Source organism: Bradyrhizobium sp. AUGA SZCCT0177, from assembly GCF_018130125.1.
Lineage (GTDB): Bacteria > Pseudomonadota > Alphaproteobacteria > Rhizobiales > Xanthobacteraceae > Bradyrhizobium.
In genome coordinates, this window is sequence record NZ_JAFCMA010000001.1 from 359,985 (window position 1) to 379,496 (window position 19,512).

16 protein-coding genes and 1 pseudogene are annotated in these 19,512 nt (G+C 62.8%); 9 read left to right on the top strand and 8 right to left on the bottom strand.

The window, feature by feature from the left end; all coding sequences use genetic code 11:
* Position 1: 1 nt before the first annotated feature.
* On the bottom strand, positions 2-1,777 hold the full coding sequence (gene aspS / locus JQ597_RS01875; protein WP_212262310.1) for an aspartate--tRNA ligase: 1,776 nt from the start codon (positions 1,775-1,777) through the stop codon (positions 2-4).
* 215 nt (positions 1,778-1,992) lie between these two features.
* Between aspS and JQ597_RS01880 the strand changes: the two genes are divergently transcribed.
* Positions 1,993-3,468, top strand: coding sequence for a protein adenylyltransferase SelO (locus JQ597_RS01880; protein WP_212262313.1), 1,476 nt, complete (start codon positions 1,993-1,995; stop codon positions 3,466-3,468).
* Between the two features lie 792 nt (positions 3,469-4,260).
* On the opposite strand, the gene JQ597_RS01885 is transcribed toward JQ597_RS01880, so the two are convergent.
* The 3 genes from JQ597_RS01885 to JQ597_RS01895 all read right to left on the bottom strand — a co-directional run bounded on the left by JQ597_RS01885 (position 4,261) and on the right by JQ597_RS01895 (position 7,493).
* Positions 4,261-4,965: a GNAT family N-acetyltransferase gene (locus JQ597_RS01885; protein WP_212262316.1), complete on the bottom strand. Its 705-nt coding sequence runs from the start codon at positions 4,963-4,965 to the stop codon at positions 4,261-4,263.
* A 63-nt stretch (positions 4,966-5,028) separates the two neighbouring features.
* On the bottom strand, positions 5,029-5,352 hold the full coding sequence (locus tag JQ597_RS01890; RefSeq protein WP_212262318.1) for a sigma factor-like helix-turn-helix DNA-binding protein: 324 nt from the start codon (positions 5,350-5,352) through the stop codon (positions 5,029-5,031).
* A 200-nt stretch (positions 5,353-5,552) separates the two neighbouring features.
* Complete coding sequence (locus JQ597_RS01895; RefSeq protein ID WP_212262321.1) at positions 5,553-7,493, bottom strand: cyclic nucleotide-binding and patatin-like phospholipase domain-containing protein; 1,941 nt, start codon at positions 7,491-7,493, stop codon at positions 5,553-5,555.
* 307 nt (positions 7,494-7,800) lie between these two features.
* Between JQ597_RS01895 and JQ597_RS01900 the strand changes: the two genes are divergently transcribed.
* The gene (locus tag JQ597_RS01900) at positions 7,801-8,280 is read left to right on the top strand and encodes a GNAT family N-acetyltransferase (RefSeq protein ID WP_212262324.1); all 480 of its coding nucleotides are present in this window, start codon (positions 7,801-7,803) and stop codon (positions 8,278-8,280) included.
* Positions 8,281-8,377: 97 nt separating this feature from the next.
* Here JQ597_RS01900 and JQ597_RS01905 read toward each other — a convergent pair whose 3' ends face one another.
* Together JQ597_RS01905 and JQ597_RS01910 are read right to left on the bottom strand one after the other, a co-directional pair.
* Complete coding sequence (locus tag JQ597_RS01905; RefSeq protein ID WP_212262327.1) at positions 8,378-9,550, bottom strand: NADH:flavin oxidoreductase/NADH oxidase; 1,173 nt, start codon at positions 9,548-9,550, stop codon at positions 8,378-8,380.
* A gap of 69 nt (positions 9,551-9,619) precedes the next feature.
* On the bottom strand, positions 9,620-9,922 hold the full coding sequence (locus tag JQ597_RS01910) for a hypothetical protein (protein WP_212262330.1): 303 nt from the start codon (positions 9,920-9,922) through the stop codon (positions 9,620-9,622).
* A 153-nt stretch (positions 9,923-10,075) separates the two neighbouring features.
* On the opposite strand from JQ597_RS01910, the gene JQ597_RS01915 reads away from it, so the two are divergent.
* The 5 genes from JQ597_RS01915 to JQ597_RS01935 all read left to right on the top strand — a co-directional run bounded on the left by JQ597_RS01915 (position 10,076) and on the right by JQ597_RS01935 (position 13,891).
* Positions 10,076-10,702: an HAD family hydrolase gene (locus JQ597_RS01915; RefSeq protein WP_212262333.1), complete on the top strand. Its 627-nt coding sequence runs from the start codon at positions 10,076-10,078 to the stop codon at positions 10,700-10,702.
* A 12-nt stretch (positions 10,703-10,714) separates the two neighbouring features.
* Positions 10,715-11,926, top strand: a complete 1,212-nt coding sequence (locus tag JQ597_RS01920; protein WP_212262336.1) for a molybdopterin molybdotransferase MoeA — start codon at positions 10,715-10,717, stop codon at positions 11,924-11,926.
* A gap of 214 nt (positions 11,927-12,140) precedes the next feature.
* On the top strand, positions 12,141-12,848 hold the full coding sequence (gene lexA / locus JQ597_RS01925; RefSeq protein WP_212262339.1) for a transcriptional repressor LexA: 708 nt from the start codon (positions 12,141-12,143) through the stop codon (positions 12,846-12,848).
* A gap of 247 nt (positions 12,849-13,095) precedes the next feature.
* Entirely contained in the window at positions 13,096-13,335 is a 240-nt protein-coding gene (locus JQ597_RS01930) for a hypothetical protein (RefSeq protein WP_212262479.1), read from the top strand.
* A gap of 139 nt (positions 13,336-13,474) precedes the next feature.
* Positions 13,475-13,891 (top strand): hypothetical protein, encoded by a 417-nt coding sequence (locus JQ597_RS01935; protein ID WP_212262341.1) that lies wholly within the window; start codon positions 13,475-13,477, stop codon positions 13,889-13,891.
* Between the two features lie 42 nt (positions 13,892-13,933).
* On the opposite strand, the gene JQ597_RS01940 is transcribed toward JQ597_RS01935, so the two are convergent.
* Together JQ597_RS01940 and JQ597_RS01945 are read right to left on the bottom strand one after the other, a co-directional pair.
* Entirely contained in the window at positions 13,934-16,231 is a 2,298-nt protein-coding gene (locus JQ597_RS01940; protein WP_212262344.1) for a ComEC/Rec2 family competence protein, read from the bottom strand.
* Between the two features lie 1,557 nt (positions 16,232-17,788).
* Positions 17,789-18,211: pseudogene (locus tag JQ597_RS01945) on the bottom strand (GFA family protein).
* A gap of 277 nt (positions 18,212-18,488) precedes the next feature.
* Here JQ597_RS01945 and JQ597_RS01950 point away from each other — a divergent pair.
* Positions 18,489-18,803, top strand: a complete 315-nt coding sequence (locus JQ597_RS01950) for a hypothetical protein (RefSeq protein WP_212262347.1) — start codon at positions 18,489-18,491, stop codon at positions 18,801-18,803.
* Positions 18,804-18,857: 54 nt separating this feature from the next.
* Positions 18,858-19,250 carry a hypothetical protein gene (locus JQ597_RS37445; protein WP_249147151.1) on the top strand — a complete coding sequence of 131 codons (393 nt, stop codon included), beginning with the start codon at positions 18,858-18,860 and terminating at the stop codon, positions 19,248-19,250.
* Positions 19,251-19,512 lie beyond the last annotated feature (262 nt).

Genomic DNA, 19,512 nt, shown 5'->3' on the forward strand with positions numbered 1-19,512 from the left:
GCTAGCCCTTGTCCGGCAGGTTGAGCCGGATGTGCAGTTCGCGCAGCTGCTTGATCGCGACGTCAGACGGCGCGCCCATCAGCAGGTCGACGGCCTGCTGGTTCATCGGGAACAGCGAGATCTCGCGCAGGTTGGTGGTGCCGCAGAGCAGCATCACGATGCGATCGACGCCGGCCGCCATGCCGCCATGCGGCGGGGCACCGTACTGGAACGCGCGGTACATGCCGCCGAACCGCTCGACGACATCCTTCTCGCCATAGCCCGCGATCTCGAACGCCTTCACCATCGCCTCGGGCTTGTGGTTGCGGATGCCGCCGGAGGCGATCTCGTAGCCGTTGCAGACGATGTCGTACTGGAACGCCTTGATGGTCAGCGGGTCCTGCCCGTTGAGCGCATCGAGGCCGCCTTGCGGCATCGAGAACGGGTTGTGCGAGAAGTCGACCTTTTTCTCAGTCTCGTCATACTCGTACATCGGGAAGTCGACGATCCAGGCGAGCTCGAACCGGTCCTTGTCGATCAGGTTCAACTCCTCGCCGACTTTCGTGCGCGCGAGACCAGAGAACTTCCAGAATTTTTCCGGATCACCGGCGACGAAGAAGGCTGCATCGCCCTCCTTCAGCCCGAGCTGGCTCCGGATCGCGGCCGTCCGTTCCGGGCCGATGTTGTTCGCCAGCGGCCCCGCGCCCTCGCCGCCCTCGCGCCACATGATGTAGCCGAGGCCGGGCTGGCCCTCGCCTTGCGCCCAGGAGTTCATCCGGTCGCAGAACGCGCGTGACCCACCGCCGGGTCCGGGGATCGCCCAGACCTGGTTCTTCGGGTCTTCCAGCATCCGCGCGAACACCTTGAAGCCGGAGCCGCGGAAGTGCTCGGAGACATCCTGCATCTCGATCGAATTGCGCAGATCCGGCTTGTCGCTGCCGTATTTCTTCAGGGCTTCGGCGAACGGAATCCGCCGCCAGCCTTTTGTCACCGGCTTGCCTTTTGCAAACTCCTCGAACACGCCGGTAATCACCGGCTCCATCGACGCGAACACGTCTTCCTGCTCGACAAAGCTCATCTCGACGTCGAGCTGATAGAACTCGCCCGGCAGTCGGTCGGCGCGCGGGTCCTCATCGCGAAAACACGGCGCGATCTGGAAGTAGCGGTCGAAGCCCGACATCATCAGGAGCTGCTTGTACTGCTGCGGCGCCTGCGGCAGCGCGTAGAATTTGCCCGGATGAATCCGCGACGGCACCAGGAAGTCGCGCGCGCCTTCGGGCGAGGACGCGGTCAGGATCGGGGTCTGGAATTCGAAGAAGCCCTGCTCCTTCATCCGCTTGCGCATGGAATCGACGATCGCGCCGCGGGTCATGATGTTCTGGTGCAGTTTCTCGCGACGCAGGTCGAGGAAACGGTACTTAAGCCTTATGTCCTCAGGATATTCCTGCTCGCCAGCGACCGGCAGCGGCAGCTCGCCGGCAGGCCCCAGCACTTCGACCGCGCTGACATAGATCTCGATCTTGCCGGTCGGCAATTCGGCATTGACAGTGCCTTCGGGACGATGGCGCACCTTGCCGTCGATCCGCACCACCCACTCCGAGCGGAACTTTTCGACTTCAGCAAACGCCGGCGAGTCCTTGTCGGCCACGCACTGGGTGATGCCGTAATGGTCGCGCAGGTCGATGAACAGCACGCCGCCATGGTCGCGGATGACGTGGCACCAGCCCGAGAGGCGAACGGTTTCGCCGATGTGGCTGTCGCGGAGCGCGCCGCATGTATGTGACCGGTAGCGATGCATGGAAATCCCAAAAACTGATATTGGAGTTCGAATCGAGGGCCAGAATCAAGACAAGAATCGGGGAACAAGGCCTGCCCGAGCTGCGGCAGGGTTTACCCGACGAGGTCAGGCGCGGCAACCAGTGGCGGCCCCTGTTTTGGCCCAAAAAGCGGCATTTCGAACCTATCGGGCGTGAGCCCTTTGCCTATCCCCCGGGCGCGCCTATCTTTGTGGTCATGACCGTCCATTTCCCGTTCCAGAACACCTATGCGACGCTGCCGGCGAACTTTTTCGCCCGCGTGGCGCCCACCCCTGTGGCGGCCCCCCGGCTGATCAAGCTGAACCGGGCGCTGGCCGTCCATCTCGGCCTCGATCCGGAGGTGCTTTCCGGCCCTGAGGGCGCCGAGATCCTGGCTGGCAAACGCGTCCCCGACGGCGCCGATCCGATCGCGATGGCCTATGCCGGCCACCAGTTCGGGCATTTCGTCCCGCAGCTCGGCGACGGAAGGGCCATCCTGCTCGGCGAAGTCATCGACGCCGACGGCGTCCGCCGCGACATCCAGCTCAAGGGGAGCGGCCCGACGCCGTTTTCCCGCCGCGGCGATGGCCGCGCCGCGCTTGGCCCGGTGCTGCGGGAGTACATCGTCAGCGAAGCGATGTTCGCGCTCGGCATTCCGACGACGCGCTCGCTCGCGGCCGTCATCACCGGCGAGCGCGTGCAGCGCGAGACCATGTTGCCCGGCGCGGTGCTGACCCGCGTCGCCGCGAGCCATATCCGGGTCGGCACCTTCCAGTTCTTCGCCGCGCGCGGCGACACCGACGGCGTGCGCCAGCTCGCCGACCACGCGATTGCGCGCCACTATCCGGAGGCCGCCAAGGCTGAGCGCCCCTATCACGCGCTGCTGGAAGGCGTGGTGGCGCGGCAGGCCGAACTGGTCGCGCGCTGGCTTCTGGTCGGCTTCATCCATGGCGTCATGAACACCGACAATTCCTCGATCTCGGGCGAGACCATCGACTACGGCCCGTGCGCGTTCATGGACCATTACGACCCCGCGCAGGTGTTCTCCTCGATCGACGAGATGGGCCGCTACGCCTACGCCAACCAGCCGCAGATCGCGCTGTGGAATTTGACGCGGCTGGCCGAATGCCTGCTGCCGCTGTTTTCCGACGACAAGGACAAGGCGATCGAACAGGCGCAATTCATCCTCGGCGAATTCGCCGAAAAATTCACCAGCGCCTATCAGGCCGGACTGCGCGCCAAGATCGGCCTGTTCGATCAGCGTGACGGCGACGAGGCGCTGGTGCAGGACCTGCTCGATGCGATGGCCAAGAACCAGGCCGACTTCACCCTCACCTTCCGCCGCCTCGCCGACGCCGCGCTTGATGCCAACGACGACAGCGTCAGGGCCCAGTTCCTCGATCTCGCGGCGTTCGATGAGTGGGCGGCGCGCTGGCGGCAGCGTATTGCTGACGAACCGCAATCGGCGGCGGAACGACATGCCGCGATGCGCAAGGTCAACCCGGCCTTCATCCCGCGCAACCATCGCGTCGAAGCCGTGATCCAGGCCGCGATGAATAACAACGATTACGCGCCGTTCGAGGAGTTGCTGGGCGTGCTGGCAAAGCCGTTCGAGGACCAGCCGGAGTTTGCCGGCTATGCCGATCCGCCACAGCCGGAGCAGCGCGTGCTGCAGACGTTCTGCGGGACGTAAGGGTGTTGATTCCATAACCGCTTCGACGTCATTCGAGCGAGGCAGCAATTATGTCTCTCGTCGTCCCGGCGAAGGCCGGGACCCATACCGCGTGATCTCTCGATAAAGCCTCGGTAGCCGAGACCATTCGCAAAACTTCTCGCCGGGGTTATGGGTCCCGGCCTTCGCCGGGACGACGTGGACATAGCTTCGCGATCTCGCGGCGCATTGCGCCCGAGGTTTGCCAGAAATTTCCTTGCCCTCTCATCAAGAGGGCGCAGGGAAGACCGGGTGCGCGCTGCACCCGCGGTCTCGTGTGCGAATAGTGCAAAGAAAGCTGCACACGAGCATACAGGGCAGCGGAGAACACCCGGCCTTCCCTGCGCAATGGCTTTACGGCTTATGCCGTGATCTCCCCGGAGACGAGTTCTTGGTTGACTCCGTCGCTGCCGTTCCCGCTTGCGCTTCTCCGACAGCTTGACGCCTGCAACGGGCGCCAGGACCACACGGTTTTGCCGTACGCCCGTCCGCGCCGTCGTCTCAGCGCAAACAAGCGTCCACCGCAACCCGCCCAACGTCCGTGACGACGGCCGACGCCCTTCTGAGTAGGACGGGATGGGCAAAGATATGCACCTGATTTCCCTTCTGGTAAACAGAAATATTTTTTATTTTGGGGCTTGACACGATTTCCGTAAATCAGAACTGATTTGCCCGTCGGGTCGTTTTGTCGCGCCCAGGCGTCATTGCACGCAGGCCCGAACGGCCTTCGCGACCATCGCGGCGGCTGGCCTGCTTCAAGCCGATCGCATCGGATCAGGCGACAGACAGCTTTCCGGCCGCCCCGAACCCCGGCATGACGCCGCCAAGCATCGTGCCCAACGCCGCCAAACACGGCTTCACCATGCGGCGCTCGCACCAATTGCCCGGCGTATTGGAGAAGGAAAAGCCTGCCTTGCGCGCAAGCGCCTGCATCTCATTGTTGGTCCGCAGCGTATCACCAAAGATATGGCGGGCGCCGAATGCCGCCGCGAGGCGCTCGAGATTTGAAAGCAATGCAGAACCGATGCTGCAGCCCCGATGCTCATCGTGGACGGAAACGCCGAACTCCAGGCCGCCGGTTGCCCGATCGAACGCATAGCAGGCCTCGGCGACGATCGTTTCGACGCCATTCACCGTCATGACGGCGACCACAGCGAAGCGACTATCCGCGCTGGACCGAAACAACAAATCGAGATCCCGATCCGTGGGGCCATGGCTTGCGCCGGTGAACCGGTTACGCCGCGCGGCCGGCGACAGCGCCTCGAAGTAGGCCTGCAGCGCTTCGCGGTCATCTGGTTCAAGCAAGCGGATCACGACCGACTTACCGGTCCGCAACCGCACAATCTCGAAAACCGCCGCGGCTGTCGTGGCTACGAAGGCCGCGGCGACGTCGAGCGCTTCGCCCTGGAGCATTGGTGCGAGCGCGGGAGAGTCGCAATCCACAACCATCACTTCATGCCGCCATTCGATCGAATTCATGACCGGCTCCTCTGAACATACTGGTGAAGGGGTCGAGGAGGTCATGCCCTCCCCGGGAGCGCACTAGGCGGCAACGGGCTCGATATTCTGATATTTGACCACGTCGACCAACGCCTTGCGAGCGTAGAACAAGCGCGTCTTGATCGTCGCCTGTGGGAGGCCGATGATCTCGCTTGCTTCCTCGAGGGACTTGAGCGCGAAGTCGACGAGTTCAATCACCTCGCGATGAGCCGGCAGCAACCTCCTGAGATAGTGGTCGAGTTCCACGCTCGTCCTGGCGCATCCAAGCCGCAGCATCATCTGAGACAGATCGATGCCGGCCTCGTTCAGCCAGGAGATTCCGTTCTCTCGGGCCGATGCGCTGGTCTCGGCAGAAGTCGTTTGCATGATCGTCTCCTTATTGCGCTTCCATTCACGCGATGGAACGGACGAATAAGGAGGCCGCGTTTCTGCACGACTTCGTGAATTGCAGAGAATAGTTCTGTGGAACGGAAAATGGTTTCAGGTTCGCTTTCGCGGTGAAACCCTAAAACAGGATAAATTTTATTCAAATGATAGATATGCACGCGTCAAAGCGACGCCTGAACTCAGCTTGCGGCCAGCTCGGCGAACGTCCGGCCGGCAGCGGCGCGCAATGGCGAGCCCTTTGAGAGAATCGCGAGCAGTGCTGCGTGCTGATCGCCTTCCGCGCTTTCAAGCGTTGATTTTGCCCACAGATAGGACGCTTCGAAAACACGCTTGTGATTGTCGAACTCCATGACCTTGGCGCCAGGAATGGTCGGCGGACGCATCACAAAATCGGCGGGGCCCACCGGAATCGAATCCACGCGCTGATGCACGAGCAGGCTGCGCCAGAGCACGCTGACCGCTGATGGCGCCCTTGGCAGGCGCTTTTTGCCAAACGGCAGCAGCAGACTGGAAATCAGCTTGAGGCGTCCCGGAAGCGCATCGTAATCCACCTCGAAGCGTTCGATTTCCTGCTTGCCAAAATGGACCACCAGGTTGGGCCCGCGCTTCAGATTGTGCATCGGCGCAAGCGGGATGTTGTCGATCAGACAGCCGTCAACCAGCATCGAGCCATCCTTGGTGTAGAACGGCGGCAAGATGCCTGGAATCGAGGCTGACGCCCGCACGGCCTGCCACAGCGAACCGGTACGAATGACTTCGCCGGCCTGGGTGGAGAGATTGGTTGCCACGGCGGCAAACGGCTTCCAGCAATCCTCGATGTTGCAATCCGCCCCGAGCGCCTCCGCAAGCGCGCGGTCGAGGGCCTTGTGGTCAAGCAGGGAGTATCGCGGCCAGGTGGGACGCTTGAAACTCCGGCTCTTGACGAAGATATCGTCCGTGCCTCGATCAAGATCTTCAGCTTCGAGGTTCTTGGCGAAGCCGGCGACCATGGCAGCCCCGACGCTGGTTCCGACGAAGATATCGAAGTCAACGCCGCGTTCGCGAAACGCCTTGTAGATTCCAAGGTGCGCCGGACCCAATCCTCCCCCGCCAGCCGCCACAAACCCGATCGCCCGCCCGAGCAGGAAGCGCGCCAGGCTCCGTACATCGATGTCGTCCTGAAGCGATATGTGGTGATGCATGAAGACGGGCATGCGCCTCAACCAGGCGCCCGTGCCACGCACTTCACCGCTTCGCTCATCATGAACGAGCACGAGCCGCCGCTCGTTGGTTCGATGATAGGTCGACGCCGCAGCCTCTACTTCGGTCAGGGAATCATCCGGCGCCCTGCCCCTGCATACGAACAGGACCTGATCGGATTGCCGGATGCATTTCTGGGTCCAGCGCGTCAGCTCCCGGTCGCCAAAATAGGCGACGAGATCGGATGCCTGCTCCAGTCGATGCAGCCAGCCGGTTACCTCTTCATCGTCCGGATCCCGTCCGGGGAACATTTGATTGATACGCTGGGAGGTCACGATCTCAACCACCGCGTTGCCGAGCGCCTGTGTCAGCAACGCGTAAAACTGCGGCGGCACCGGCTCCCTTCCCCCTTCCAGAACCACGATTGTTCGCGTGCGCGCAAGTTGCCGGTTGGGAACGACGCGCGACGTCGTCTCGGCCACCCGAAGCGCCATCGCCTCAAGCAAGAAACCAACGATGCTGGGCGCTTCAATTGCTATTTTGTTGTAAGCGGCACGCGACAATGAGAGAACACAGGAATCCCTGATCGCCGTTACGGTGGCCGTCCGCCGGATCTTTCCAAAAAAGCCGATTTCACCGATGAGATCGCCCGGCCCCAGTTCGGCAATCAGCCCTTCATCGCCCGCGCGCTGCACCGTGAATGCGCCGCGCACGACTTCAAAGAAAGCGTCCGACGCGTCGCCCTCGGCGACAAGCTCTTCGCCGCGCAGAATGACCAGCTCGCGCATGAAACCCCGGATCTCCTGACGCTGTTCTGCGGTCAGCATCCTGAAGATCGAGACGTCGGAGGGAACGAAGGCCTCGGGAGGCGTTGCGGCATCGGCGAGAAGGGGAGCGTCGGGGACGAAGGGTGGCTCAGATGCGGTGGCACCATCTACCATTATATTTTCCTCGATCGAGACTGCGTGGCGCAAGTGACCTTGTTGCCGCCAACGTATTTCATAGCCGCGCCGACACATAGCAGCTCACGCGTTCAAATTGCCTTGCCAGACGTCAGGACAACGGGATTAGTTGAGCCATGGTGGATGGGCGGTAATGTCAATTACTCAACATTTGATCGATCGCGTTAAGCCGCCTGCAATCTTCGGCATCTCGTTGCAATTGTCAGGACGAATCTGAAGAAATCCTGATATCGCTTCGCTCGCCCGGGCCAAGCTCGCGAACGTACGGGTCTAAAAGGGAGCACCGATGAGCAACGGCGATGACGTGCAGATCGAAGTTGCGCTGGCCGCGACCGATGAGGTGCGCCTGCTGATCGGCGAGCTCGAGGCCGTGCTCGCGGTGGAGTATCCGCCGGAGCAGCGGCATGGCTTTCCCATCGATGCGATCTTTCAACCGCATGTCCGCTTCTTCCTCGCGCGACGTCACGGCGTGGCGGTGGGCTGCGGCGGCGTCGCCCTCTTCCCTGAATATGCCGAGGTCAAGCGCATGTATGTGCGCGGCAACGCGCGCGGCCAGGGCGTCGCCGACGCGATTCTCGCGCGCATCGAAGACGAGGTGCGTGGCGCCGGACTTCCCATGTTGCGCCTGGAGACAGGAACGCGCCAGATCGCGGCGATGCGGCTCTATATACGGACGGGATTCCGGGAATGTTCCGCGTTTGGGGATTACGCGCTGAAAGCGCCGCAATCCATTGCGGCGAGTGTGTTCTTCGAGAAGCGGATGTGAAGCGGATTGTTGCGTAGCCGGGATGAGCGAAGCGATGTGCGAGGCTCTCGCACCTCCGATACCCGCATATCGCTAGCGCTCATGCGGGCTACCAGCTTCAGGTCAGCTTCCCCGCCTCGTTCAGCCCGCTCTGCCAGGTCGACGGCTGCGTGCCAAAGCCGCGTTTGGCGCGCGTGCCCAGCCAATAGCCGAATTGTGGGGGCACGTTGCGGAACGGGCCTTCGACGCCGAGTTTGAGGGCGGCGTCCATCGGCCAGTTCGGGTTGTTGAGGATTTCGCGGCCGACCGCGATCAGATCGGCTTGCTTGTCCTGCAGGATCTGCTCGGCCTGGTCGCCATGGATGATGAGGCCGACCGCCATGGTCATGATATCGGCGTGGCGTTTGACATAGTCCGACAGCGGCACCTGGTAGCTGTACTTGATTTCCTTGCCCAGGATCGGCGCCATCTCGGTGATGCCGCCGGACGAACAGTCGATGACGTCGACACCCTTGGCCTTGAGGATTTTTGCCAGCCGTGCGCTCTGCTCCGGTCCCCATCCGGCGTTGTCGTCCACCGACAGGCGCACGAACAGCGGCTTGTGGTCGGGCCAGTGCGTGCGCACCGCTTCGGTGATCTCGATGATGAAGCGCGTCCGGCTGGCCTCGGAGCCGCCATATTCGTCGGTGCGCTGGTTGGATCGCTCGGACAAAAATTGATGCACGAGATAGCCGTGCGCACCATGCAGCTCCAGCACGTCGAAGCCGGCCTCATGGGCGCGCCGCGCGGCCTGGCCCCAGGCCTGCACGAGGTCTTTCACTTCGCTCCGCTCCAGGGCCTTCGGCACCGGCCATTTCTCGCTATGGGCAATCGCGCTCGGCGCCACCGGCGACCAGGCGTCCCAATCCTCGATCTCGGGCGTCCGTTGCAGCGGCCGGTCGCCTTCCCACGGCCGGGTCGCGCGCGCCTTGCGCCCGGAATGGCCGAGCTGAATGCCCGCGACCGCATTCTGCTGATGGATGAATCTAACGAGGCGGCCAAGCGGCTCGACAAAGGCGTCGTCCCAGATGCCGAGATCGCCGACCGTGCCGCAACCGCGGCGCTCGACCTTGGTCGACTCGACGACGACAAGCCCGGCCCCGCCGGCGGCGAATTTGCCTGAGTTCATCAGGTGCCAGTCGGTCGGAAACCCCTTCACGGCGGAATATTGGTGCATCGGCGGCACCACGATGCGGTTCTTCAGCTCAACGCCGCGGATCGTCACCGGCGAAAACAGCAGCGTGTTCGACATTCTAGCGTCCTCGCCGGTTTCCTGGAATCCTGGGCACCCCAGTCCCGGCAAGCTGCCGGCGGGCGGCTGTTATTGTTTTGCGGTGGTCTCGGTCTTGATATCCGTTTTGGCTGCCTTCGGCTTCGCGGGCGGCTTGGCTGCGGCTTTCGGGGCGGCATTGTCGCTGCGCACGGTTCCCCAGGGATCCGTGCTCTTTTGCTCCGGAATATTGCCCAGCGACCGCTTGTAGGCCCGCTCGGCCTCCTTCGCCGCCGCGATCTCCGACGGCGACTTTTCCTTGTCCGGCTCCCCGTATTGTTGAACGGGTGCCTGCTGGGCCAACGCCGGCCCGGCCAGCAAGACCATCACAGCCACGATACCAATCATTTTCATGCGATCACTCCCCGGACTTTCCGGCCAAACGCTTAGCACAGCTCCCGCGCCAGCCTAAGTGCTGGATTGGGCGGAAGTTGCTCGCGAAAACAAGCATTTTGCTGGTTGCAGCCAGTCGTTGCCCAGAGCGGTCCAGTTTTGTAAACGTCTGGCATGAACGCCCCGCTTCTCCCCAACTCCGCCGACGCGCTCCTGTTCGATCTTGGACGCGTCGTACTCGATATCGACTTCGGCAAGGTGGTGGCCAATTGGGCCGGCCATGCCGGCTGCGAGCCGGCACAGCTGGTCGAGCGGTTCTTGCCCAATGATGCCTGGCATCGCCACGAGCGGGGCGAGATCAGCGACGCCGAATTCTTCGCAGGCCTGCGTGGCTCACTCGGCATCGGGATATCGGACGCCCAGTTCCTGGAAGGCTGGAACGCGATCTTCGCCGGCGAAATGCCCGATATCGCCGCATCGCTGGCGCGCGCCGGACAACGCCTGCCGCTTTATGCCTTCTCCAACACCAATAACGCGCATGTCGTGCATTTCAGCCAGGCCTATGCCGGCGTGCTCGGCCATTTCCGCGAAATCTACCTGTCATCGACGATCGGGCTTCGAAAGCCCGATGCGGCGGCCTATGATCACGTCGTCAAGGCGATCGGTGTTCCCGCCTCCCGCATCGTGTTCTTCGACGATTCCGCCGCGAACATCGACGGCGCGCGGGCGCGCGGCCTGGCCGCGGTACATGTGACAGGGCCGGATGACGTCGCAAAGGCGCTCGCCGCGCTGGGAATTTGAGAGGGTGTTGCCGTGGCCCTGATGCCGGTCGTTGATGCACTGGCCGCGATCCTTGCGGGCGCCGATCCCTTGGCGGAAGAAATGGCCGCACTCGACACGGCCTGGCATCGGGTGCTCGCGCGCGACCTTGCGGCAAAGCGCACCCAGCCGCCGCAGGCGATGTCGGCGATGGACGGCTATGCGGTGCGATCGGCCGACGCCGCCGACCTCTCCGCGCGGCTGAAGGTGATCGGCGAAGTCGCGGCGGGCCGCCCGTTCGAGCGCATGGTGGGCCCGGGCGAAGCGGTCCGGATTTTCACCGGCGGGGTGATCCCTGATGGCGCCGACGCCGTCATCATCCAGGAAGACACGGCTGCCAGCGGCGACCACGTCACGATCACGGAAACCGCCAAACCGGGACGGCATATCCGCGCCGCCGGCGCCGATTTCCGCGAGGGCGATGTGCTGCTCACCAGGGGAAGCCGCCTCACCGAACGCGACCTGTCGCTCGCCGCCGGCATGAACTATCCGGAACTCGCCGTGATCAGCCGCCCCAAGGTGGCGGTGCTCGCCACCGGCGACGAGCTGGTGATGCCGGGCTCGATCCCGGGCCCCGGCCAGATCGTCTACTCCAACGGCTATGCGCTGCGCGCGCTGGCGCGGGCCGAGGGCGCCGAGACCATCGATTTCGGCATCGCCGCCGACACGGTCGAGGCGACCACCGACGGCATCCGCCGCGCCCGCGCATCGGGCGCCGACATCCTGATCACGATGGGCGGCGCCTCGGTCGGCGACCACGACCTCGTCAAGCGCTCGCTGGAGGCCGAGGGCGTGGCCATGGCGTTCTGGCGCATCGCGATGCGGCCGGGCAAGCCGATGATGCACGGGCGCCTCGGGGCGATGCGGGTGATCGGCCTGCCCGGCAATCCGGTCTCGTCCTATGTCTGTGGTTTCCTGTTTCTGGTGCCGCTGATTCGCGCGCTGTCGGGCCGAAAAACCATCCATCACGCGCGTGAGACCGCCCTGCTCGGCCGCGATCTCCCCGCCAACGACCAGCGCGAAGACTATCTTCGCGCACGACTTGAAGAGCGCGAGGACGGTGCGTTGATCGCGGTGCCGGTGAGCCACCAGGACTCGTCGCTGCTTGGAAATCTCGCTGCGGCACGGGCGCTTTTGATACGTCCGCCGTTTGCGCCGGCGCTGCCGAAAGGCACGCCATGCGAGTTCCTGCGCCTGCCGGAATGACGCATCGCGGCGGCCTGTTCGGGCGAAGTCGGCGCGCGTTCACCTGAAATTAAGTGGTTGCGGAACATGTATCGAACATATAGTGTTCGTTCATGATTTGTTTCGAGAGCTAGTGTCTACAAATGGGAGTTTTGGACTTCCGAATTTGAGACCGCACTCGCAACTGAACTGAACGACCACGAATTACGACGCGCCAACCGGGGGATTGCTCGAGATGCTTACGCGCAAACAGTATGAACTTCTGCGTTTCATCAACGAACGGCTCAAGGAAGCCGGCGTGCCGCCCTCCTTCGACGAAATGAAGGATGCGCTCGACCTCCGCTCCAAGTCCGGCATCCACCGCCTCATCACCGCCCTGGAAGAGCGCGGCTTCATCCGCCGCCTGCCCAACCGTGCCCGCGCCATCGAAGTCATCAAGCTGCCCGAGCTTGCGGGCGCCGGTAACGGCAACGGCCGCCGCGGCTTCACTCCCAGCGTCATCGAAGGCACGCTCGGCAAGGTCCGCGCCGCCAGTGCGTCCGCCGAGGACGATGGCAACCGTCCGGTCGCCGTTCCCGTCATGGGCCGGATCGCCGCCGGCACCCCGATCGAGGCGCTGCAGACCCGCAGCCACACCATCAGCGTACCGCCTGACATGCTCGGCTCCGGCGAACATTACGCGCTCGAAGTCCGCGGCGATTCCATGGTGGACGCCGGCATTCTCGACGGCGACATGGCGCTGATCCAGCGCAACGAGACCGCCGACACCGGCGATATCGTGGTGGCGCTGATCGACGAGGAGGAAGCCACCCTGAAACGCTTCCGCCGCCGCGGCGCCTCGATCGCGCTGGAGCCTGCCAACACCTCCTATGAAGTCCGCATCCTGCCGCCGAACCGGGTCCGGATTCAGGGCAAGCTGATCGGGCTGTACCGGAAGTACTGAGGGCGGCCCGCTTTCGCGGGCGCTTCTGTTCGGTAACGACATCCGTAAGCGCGTCATGCCCGGCCTTGTGCCGGGCATCCACGTTGTTGGCTGCAAGATCAAGACCCGGCCCTGACGGAGAACGGTGGGGCCGCGCGTCGCACAATTGCCCAGAATGCGGCAAAAACTGTGCGGGCGAGGATGGTTGGTTTGACGCGTTTTCAACTCGAAGACGCAAAAACCGGGGGGACGAGACGTGGTCAGCAGTATGATCACCAAGATCACCTGGCAGAGGGCGGGACTCGTGACCGAGCCGGGCCGCTACATGCTCCGGTTCGGCTGGCTGATGGTGACGGCGGAAGATCTCGCGATCTGGCAGCAATATCCGGAGGCTGCGTTCACGCTGGTCGCGCTGCCCGGGATTGCCGACGACGGAAGGGAGCAATTCCATCTCGGCGCCTTCGAACTGCCGCTGCCGCCGATGCCCGAAGATCCGCAGCCGTCGTAGCGCGTTTGTGATCGGGCACGCCGGCCTTTCCGTCGCACTATTGCCCAGAACAGGAATAGACTTTGCTCAAGTCCACTCTGATAGAGGCCAGCGCCTCGAGGGAGGCACGGGTCTCTATCTCTTACGAGGGAGCGATCCGATGTGTGACTATAGTTTGCACGCGATGGCAACGCGTCCTGCTGAGGTCGGCGAGACATTGATATCGACCACCTTCCGCGGCACCTCGACCCGCGGCTTTGCCAGCGAACGCGACCCCGCAGTCGCGGTCTGCATGCTGCCCGGGACCGAACTGGCCTTCGCGCAAGACGTCAAATACGACAATCGCTGGATCTGGACGCGGACGATCGGTTTTCGCGTCGGCAAGTTCAACACCATCGATCCGCATATCAAGGAACGTCACCACGACGCGATCGAATTTCCCGACGGCAGCCATGTGCTGGTGACGCAGCTTTGCGAGGGTCAGCGCGTCACCGTGCTGCAATTGCCGGTGGTGCATCCGATTCCCGAGCGCACAACAACGAAGGCGGACACGGCGACACCGCTTTCCACCGGTTGAATTCCGCGCCGCCGGTCGCGCCCCGCCGGGGAACGTGAATCCTTATTCCTCGGCCTGGAGATCCGCTTCCGACGGGGTCGCATCGACCGCACGCGGCGCCGTACGGCGCGGCGCGAGGATGGTTGTCTCCGCGTCCCCCTCGCCCGCGATCGCCGGCGACCATGGACGATCGACGCCCCGGAGCTTGACGGCATCGATGGTAAATCCGCTGCCGCTTCGCCGCAGCACCATGGCGCCCTGCCGCCGCAGACGCTCCGCAGAGATCACCGAGGCGCCGCACGCCGCAGGCGCCTGCCTTGCGGTGACCACCAGCGCCGCGCGCTCACAATCATCCGCCAGCGCTTCCGGCCGCAGCGCCAATGCCACGAACCCGCCACCGGCGCCTTGCATCACGCAGCCGCTCTCGTCGCATGAGACGCCCTCGGTGAGCGAGGCATCGGCAGGCTTTCGGGCGTCGGCATCCCCCGCCAGCCATTCCTTGACGAGGAAGCCATCCCTCGCGGCGCCCTTGGCCGCGCGCATCAAATGCAGTTTGCCGTCCTGGCCGCGGACACCGACATTGCGCCCGTCGGCGGAGATCAGGATGTCCGGCTGCGGCACCCTCGCCGCCCACACCGCCGCCACCAGCACCACGGCCGCGCCGGTATAGCGCAGCGGCGTCCGCAACAAGCCGAGCAGGATGATGCCAAGACTCGCCGCAATCAGCGGGCCGATGCCGAACGCCGGCACACGACCAACCGCGCCCGGCAAGGCCGCGACCCATTGCGTGACAACGATCATCCAGTCGATGCCGACGCCCATGATGGCCCAGAACACACCGTCAAAACCAAACGGCATCGCAACCAGGCCGAGCAGGCCCGCCGGCATCACCAGCGCCGAGACCACCGGCATCGCCGCGAGATTGGCGAGCACGCCATAGGGCGTCACCCGGTGGAAATGAAACGCCGCGTAAGGCGTGGTGGCAAGGCCCGCCACCAATGAGGCCAGGAGCAGCATCGTGATCTCGCGGCCGCCCCACAGCGCCACCTGCGCCGTCGCGGAATGATCCGGCTGCGCGAACAGGCGCGGCATGCCGAGTTGCACCAGCGCCACCAGTCCGAGGGTCGCCGCAAACGACATCTGGAAGCTCGGATGCACCAGCGCCTCCGGTGCGATGGTCAAGACAATGAGGGCCGCGACCGCGAGCGTTCGAAACGTGATGGCGCGGCGGTCGACCATGACCGCGATCAGCACCACGGCCGTCATGAAGAACGAACGCTGGGTCGCGACTTCAGCGCCGGAGAGCAACAGATAAAACGCCGACGCGGCGAGTGCCGCCACCGCCGACCATTTCTTGATCGAAAAACCAACCGTGAGCGTCGGGAACAGCGCCAGCAGTGCCCGTACCGCAAAGAACACGACGCCCGCGACGACAGCCATGTGATAGCCTGATATCGACAGCACATGGCCAAGGCCGGAGATGAACATCGCGTCATTGACGGGCTCGGAGATCGCATCGCGCCGGCCGGTCAGAAGCGCGGTCGCGATCGCGCGCTTGTCGCCTTCCAGCGTGGTCCTGATCCGCGCATCGATCGCATCCCGCATGCCTTGCATGAACGCCGAATAGCGCAGCTTCCACCCGCCGCCATCAGGCGCTTCCGCGGTCCTGATCGCGCCCATCACGAAGCCGGAGGCGCCGATGCCGGAGAAGAACATGTCGCGGCCGAAATCGTAGCTGCCGGGCCGCAGCGGCGACATCGGCGGCAACAGCCGCGCTTTCAATTCGACAAAGCTGCCCACGTCAGGCGCGGTGCCCTTCTTGACCGACAGCCGCACCCGTTCGATTTTTGTCGCGTCGCGCGCGCTCTCCATGGTCACGACGCGCAGTACAAAACGGTCGGTGCGCTCGCGGATGTCGCGGGTTTCGACAAATCCCGTCAGCGCCACCGAAAACATCGGCCGCGCCAGCACACCATGCGCGATCCGAGCCGTCTTCCAGGTCGCAATCGCAAAGCCGGCGGCGACGGCGGCAATCATCACGGCGACCGGAAACATTTTGTGCCGCCGCAGCAAGAACGCCGCCGCGCACAGCACGATGGCGGTGACAGCCGCGACCGACAGCACCGGCTCATGGTCGGCGGCAAAATAGAACGCGATGCCGGTGCCGAAGGCGACGGGCACCCAGGGCAGCAAACGCCCCGCCCCCGCCTCCGCGCGCGCCCATTGCCGCAAGGTCTCGATCAGCGGCGGCCACAGCGCAAGACGCTGGGGCGCGAGACCGCCGACCGGCGCCGCCCCACGCGGCGGCCACGTGCCGGCGTAGCCTCGCCTTTGGCCCGACGTGTTGCCCTGCTCCGACATCAAGCTACCCACACGATACGCTCGCGGGGACAAAGCTACCGGAAGGTGTGAGGTTCCGGCTAGCAGAACGGAAGTGGAATATCGGGGAAAGGCGCCGCGCGCGCGGAAGCGAAGCCCCGCGCTCTCAAGACTGCTGTGGGAAGAAAACCCGCCGGTAACTGCCCCGGCGGGTTTCCTTTACGCATCACTCTCGCGGGGGCTTTGGGGTCCGTTCCGCGATTGCCTTCAGGATGACTGGTGACCGTTAAAAGTTGATTTTCTGACGACATCGGCAGTCAATATGACTCTCGTCACAGCACGTCAGATCGCCACCCGGCATACTCGCTCCAGATCAACGGCGCACAGCGCCACAACATGGAGCGGGACCATGACCAACCAGACCTCGATTTACGAATTCACCGCCTCCGAACTCGATGCAGTCGCCGGTGGCTGGGCGGGACTAGTCCTTGCAGCTACGAAGTCCGCTCCAACTAGCGGCCGCACCCCAGTAGACCTAAACAGCAAATCGTCTTCGGGCGCAGTCTTCTCTGCCGTCGGCGGCCAGACTTGGTGAAGGCCGAGTCTGTTGCGATAGTCGCCTCAGTTTGGCGGCCTCTTTCATTCCGAAATTTCAAACCGAGACACTACCGGCGCTAGGGCTGAAGGCGAAGACGGTGCCGATACGCCTGGTGTGAGCCGTGGGGACGTTCCAGCGCAAGAAACCGGCGGCATCCGCGTCGAGGCGCCCTCTCTAGACGAAAAACCCCGCCGGTTAGGGCGGGGCTAAGTCGGGTATCATTGCTTCTTTAGCCCGCGTGAGGGCTGCTGAAGCGTAACAAACCAGCCGGCATAGTCGATTCGCTTTTCTTGCATACTTGCCTGCTTATCCCGCATGCGCGTACGCAGTCCGGTTCCGCAACAGAGCCGCACTCCTGGCTGACGCTGGTAGCGTCGCTAAGTGTCACGGGACCGCGGGTTCAATGAACTGTCGCCGCCTTGCAACATGCAGGTGACCTTGGCATGACCGCTGACCCAAACGGGTGATGGAAAGCTGATAGGTTAAGGTGTTTAATCTTTGCCAACTTGGTGGCACGCATTAAGTGTCCGCTGGTACATATTATTGCGCTTTACCGAAATTTATTTTTGAAGATTTGCAATGGTTCGGGAAATCGACAGGATAGTTGTCGGGACTCGCTTCAAGACGAGTAAGCTAGGCGCTGCTCGATGCCCGGAACTGGCTAATCTGAATGGCATCGTTGTCGAGGTGAGTCATACCAACACGGGCATTACCGTGTTGTTCGATGGCGCCAAAAGACCAACTTGCCTGCACAGGCAGTTCGTATCCCCCCTCTCGGGTATTGGATCGGGGAGCTATTCGGCTGGCTCTGAAAAAACGCGTCGCTGACCTCGACTTGTTTTGATCATCGGTTCGGTATTACGGCGCGGCATGGTGTTCCCATCACCGCCCCGACTCGGCAGCTACCGGTGACTGAGAAGCTTTGCGCTCCCGCCTGATCAAGGCGTGCATCATTCGTAACTTCTGCCGGTGGCGAAAGAAGCACTATTCGCGGCGCGCGCCTACTCTGAAACTACCTCTCCGGAGCCAACCAAACTCTTTCGGAACATCCTTCAACTTGGTCACACCGTCGCGCATGGGCAGAACTGTTTCTGAGTAATTTATATGTACGCCCGGCGTAAACTTCAGCGTTGGCAATGTTGCTGCAAAGACGTCTACCAGTCCCAAGGGCGGGTGATTGGTCATTAGGTGCCCGCCACATTTTTTACGGTACTGCGGCTTACTGACCTCGGTCTTTTGGAACATTCCTACATGCCCGATGTTATTCGGACCGCCTCGGGCTTCCAGAGACTAAAAGCGTTGACGGGTCCGCCTGACCATGAACGGCACGAACTGCAATGGCAGTAGCCCATTGCTTCCGGCTCGCCTGATACCTCCACATGAACCGTGCCGCAGCAGCACTCGCCTTTATGTGTAGTTGCCATTGCACACTGCTATCTCCCAACCCTTCAACCATAAGCCGGAATGCGCGCAGGCCAGATTTAGTTCCAGACTCCCGACCGCCTGGAACGAATCCGCCGGGGCTAGCTTGAATCCCGGTCCTGTAAGCCGGATTCATGAATGTCCGGGATTACCCCCAAAGGCCCACGCACGGGATCGAATGTTTTTGTTAACGAATAGACCGATGGGTTTGCTTTCGACTGACGGCTTCGGTTCGTCCTTCTGGAGGCTGGCATTGTATTCTGGACCGGGAGTTCCGTTATGCGTCGCTCACCGTCGATCGTGCCGCGAGAAGCGGACCGGGACGTTTATCTGGTGCTGGACGATTTCGGCGCCCGTTTAGGCCGAGCATGGCGCGAGACCGACGAAGCGGGTACCGATCGCGAGACGCTGATCCAAGACCTTATGAACGACGAATGTGGGCATCCGGCGCGCATCGTAGCCTTCAATACCGTCGACGGCTGGTCGCGGGACGTGACCATGGATATCGCCGACGAACTGCGCCGACGATTTGTCGAATACGATCAAGTGCCGCGCTCCGTGCAGGAGTTCTTGGAGACGGCTGTCCGGCGCTAATTTGGATCTGCAATCGCGACAAATTCGGCTTGTCCGGGGGTTGAAGGCCAAAAAATGAGTACGGATAAACTTCAGGAGATGGACAAGGTTCTTGCGGAGATATTCCGCGAGCCTCCACTAATTTCGACCCAGATTGAGCCCGCGCCGGCAACGTCCTTTGACCCACCAAACGAAGAGGAGCCTTCTGTTCAAGCCCCTGCAGTTGACGCTGCACCCGATGCCGAAGATGCGTTGAGACGGGCGGAGCAAGCAAAGTCATTGCTGTCCGGACTAAACCTTGACACCGCGATCCGCCTCCGCTGGGCGATGCGCGATATCAGAAGTAAGCGAACGAAATTGACGCCCGTCAGCGAAAATGACCTAGCGGCGCTCATGGATCTGGGCTTCGTCGAGATGCAAGAAGGAGTACCGAGGCTCACCGGTTTCGGCGTCCTCGCGCTCGATTGACCGGTCGAGATCGAGATGAAGGCGATGGGTAAGTGAAAGCCTGAAGATGCGGCCCGCGGAACGTTTCCAATGATACGTCAGAGCGACGACCCTCTACCAGAATTTCAGGTGGGAGATCGCGTCCGGTTGAGTGAGCTAGGGAAATCGCGCACGCCCCGAACTAAGTCTCGTGGCACGGTAGTGCGTATTCCTGGGTGGACGGCCGCACAAGGTTCTGTTCAAGTCTTGTTTGATGGCAACAAAGAACCGACAAAAATGCACC

What these genes read in the sequence shown, in the direction of transcription:
- aspS (WP_212262310.1), bottom strand. Translation starts at nt 1,777, where the DNA reads ATGCATCGCTACCGGTCACATACATGCGGCGCGCTCCGCGACAGCCAC.
- JQ597_RS01885 (WP_212262316.1), bottom strand. Translation starts at nt 4,965, where the DNA reads ATGAATTCGATCGAATGGCGGCATGAAGTGATGGTTGTGGATTGCGAC.
- JQ597_RS01935 (WP_212262341.1), top strand. Translation starts at nt 13,475, where the DNA reads ATGTGTGACTATAGTTTGCACGCGATGGCAACGCGTCCTGCTGAGGTC.
- JQ597_RS01890 (WP_212262318.1), bottom strand. Translation starts at nt 5,352, where the DNA reads ATGCAAACGACTTCTGCCGAGACCAGCGCATCGGCCCGAGAGAACGGA.
- JQ597_RS01930 (WP_212262479.1), top strand. Translation starts at nt 13,096, where the DNA reads ATGATCACCAAGATCACCTGGCAGAGGGCGGGACTCGTGACCGAGCCG.
- JQ597_RS01940 (WP_212262344.1), bottom strand. Translation starts at nt 16,231, where the DNA reads ATGTCGGAGCAGGGCAACACGTCGGGCCAAAGGCGAGGCTACGCCGGC.
- JQ597_RS37445 (WP_249147151.1), top strand. Translation starts at nt 18,858, where the DNA reads ATGAGTACGGATAAACTTCAGGAGATGGACAAGGTTCTTGCGGAGATA.
- lexA (WP_212262339.1), top strand. Translation starts at nt 12,141, where the DNA reads ATGCTTACGCGCAAACAGTATGAACTTCTGCGTTTCATCAACGAACGG.
- JQ597_RS01950 (WP_212262347.1), top strand. Translation starts at nt 18,489, where the DNA reads ATGCGTCGCTCACCGTCGATCGTGCCGCGAGAAGCGGACCGGGACGTT.
- JQ597_RS01905 (WP_212262327.1), bottom strand. Translation starts at nt 9,550, where the DNA reads ATGTCGAACACGCTGCTGTTTTCGCCGGTGACGATCCGCGGCGTTGAG.
- JQ597_RS01880 (WP_212262313.1), top strand. Translation starts at nt 1,993, where the DNA reads ATGACCGTCCATTTCCCGTTCCAGAACACCTATGCGACGCTGCCGGCG.
- JQ597_RS01895 (WP_212262321.1), bottom strand. Translation starts at nt 7,493, where the DNA reads ATGGTAGATGGTGCCACCGCATCTGAGCCACCCTTCGTCCCCGACGCT.
- JQ597_RS01915 (WP_212262333.1), top strand. Translation starts at nt 10,076, where the DNA reads ATGAACGCCCCGCTTCTCCCCAACTCCGCCGACGCGCTCCTGTTCGAT.
- JQ597_RS01910 (WP_212262330.1), bottom strand. Translation starts at nt 9,922, where the DNA reads ATGAAAATGATTGGTATCGTGGCTGTGATGGTCTTGCTGGCCGGGCCG.
- JQ597_RS01900 (WP_212262324.1), top strand. Translation starts at nt 7,801, where the DNA reads ATGAGCAACGGCGATGACGTGCAGATCGAAGTTGCGCTGGCCGCGACC.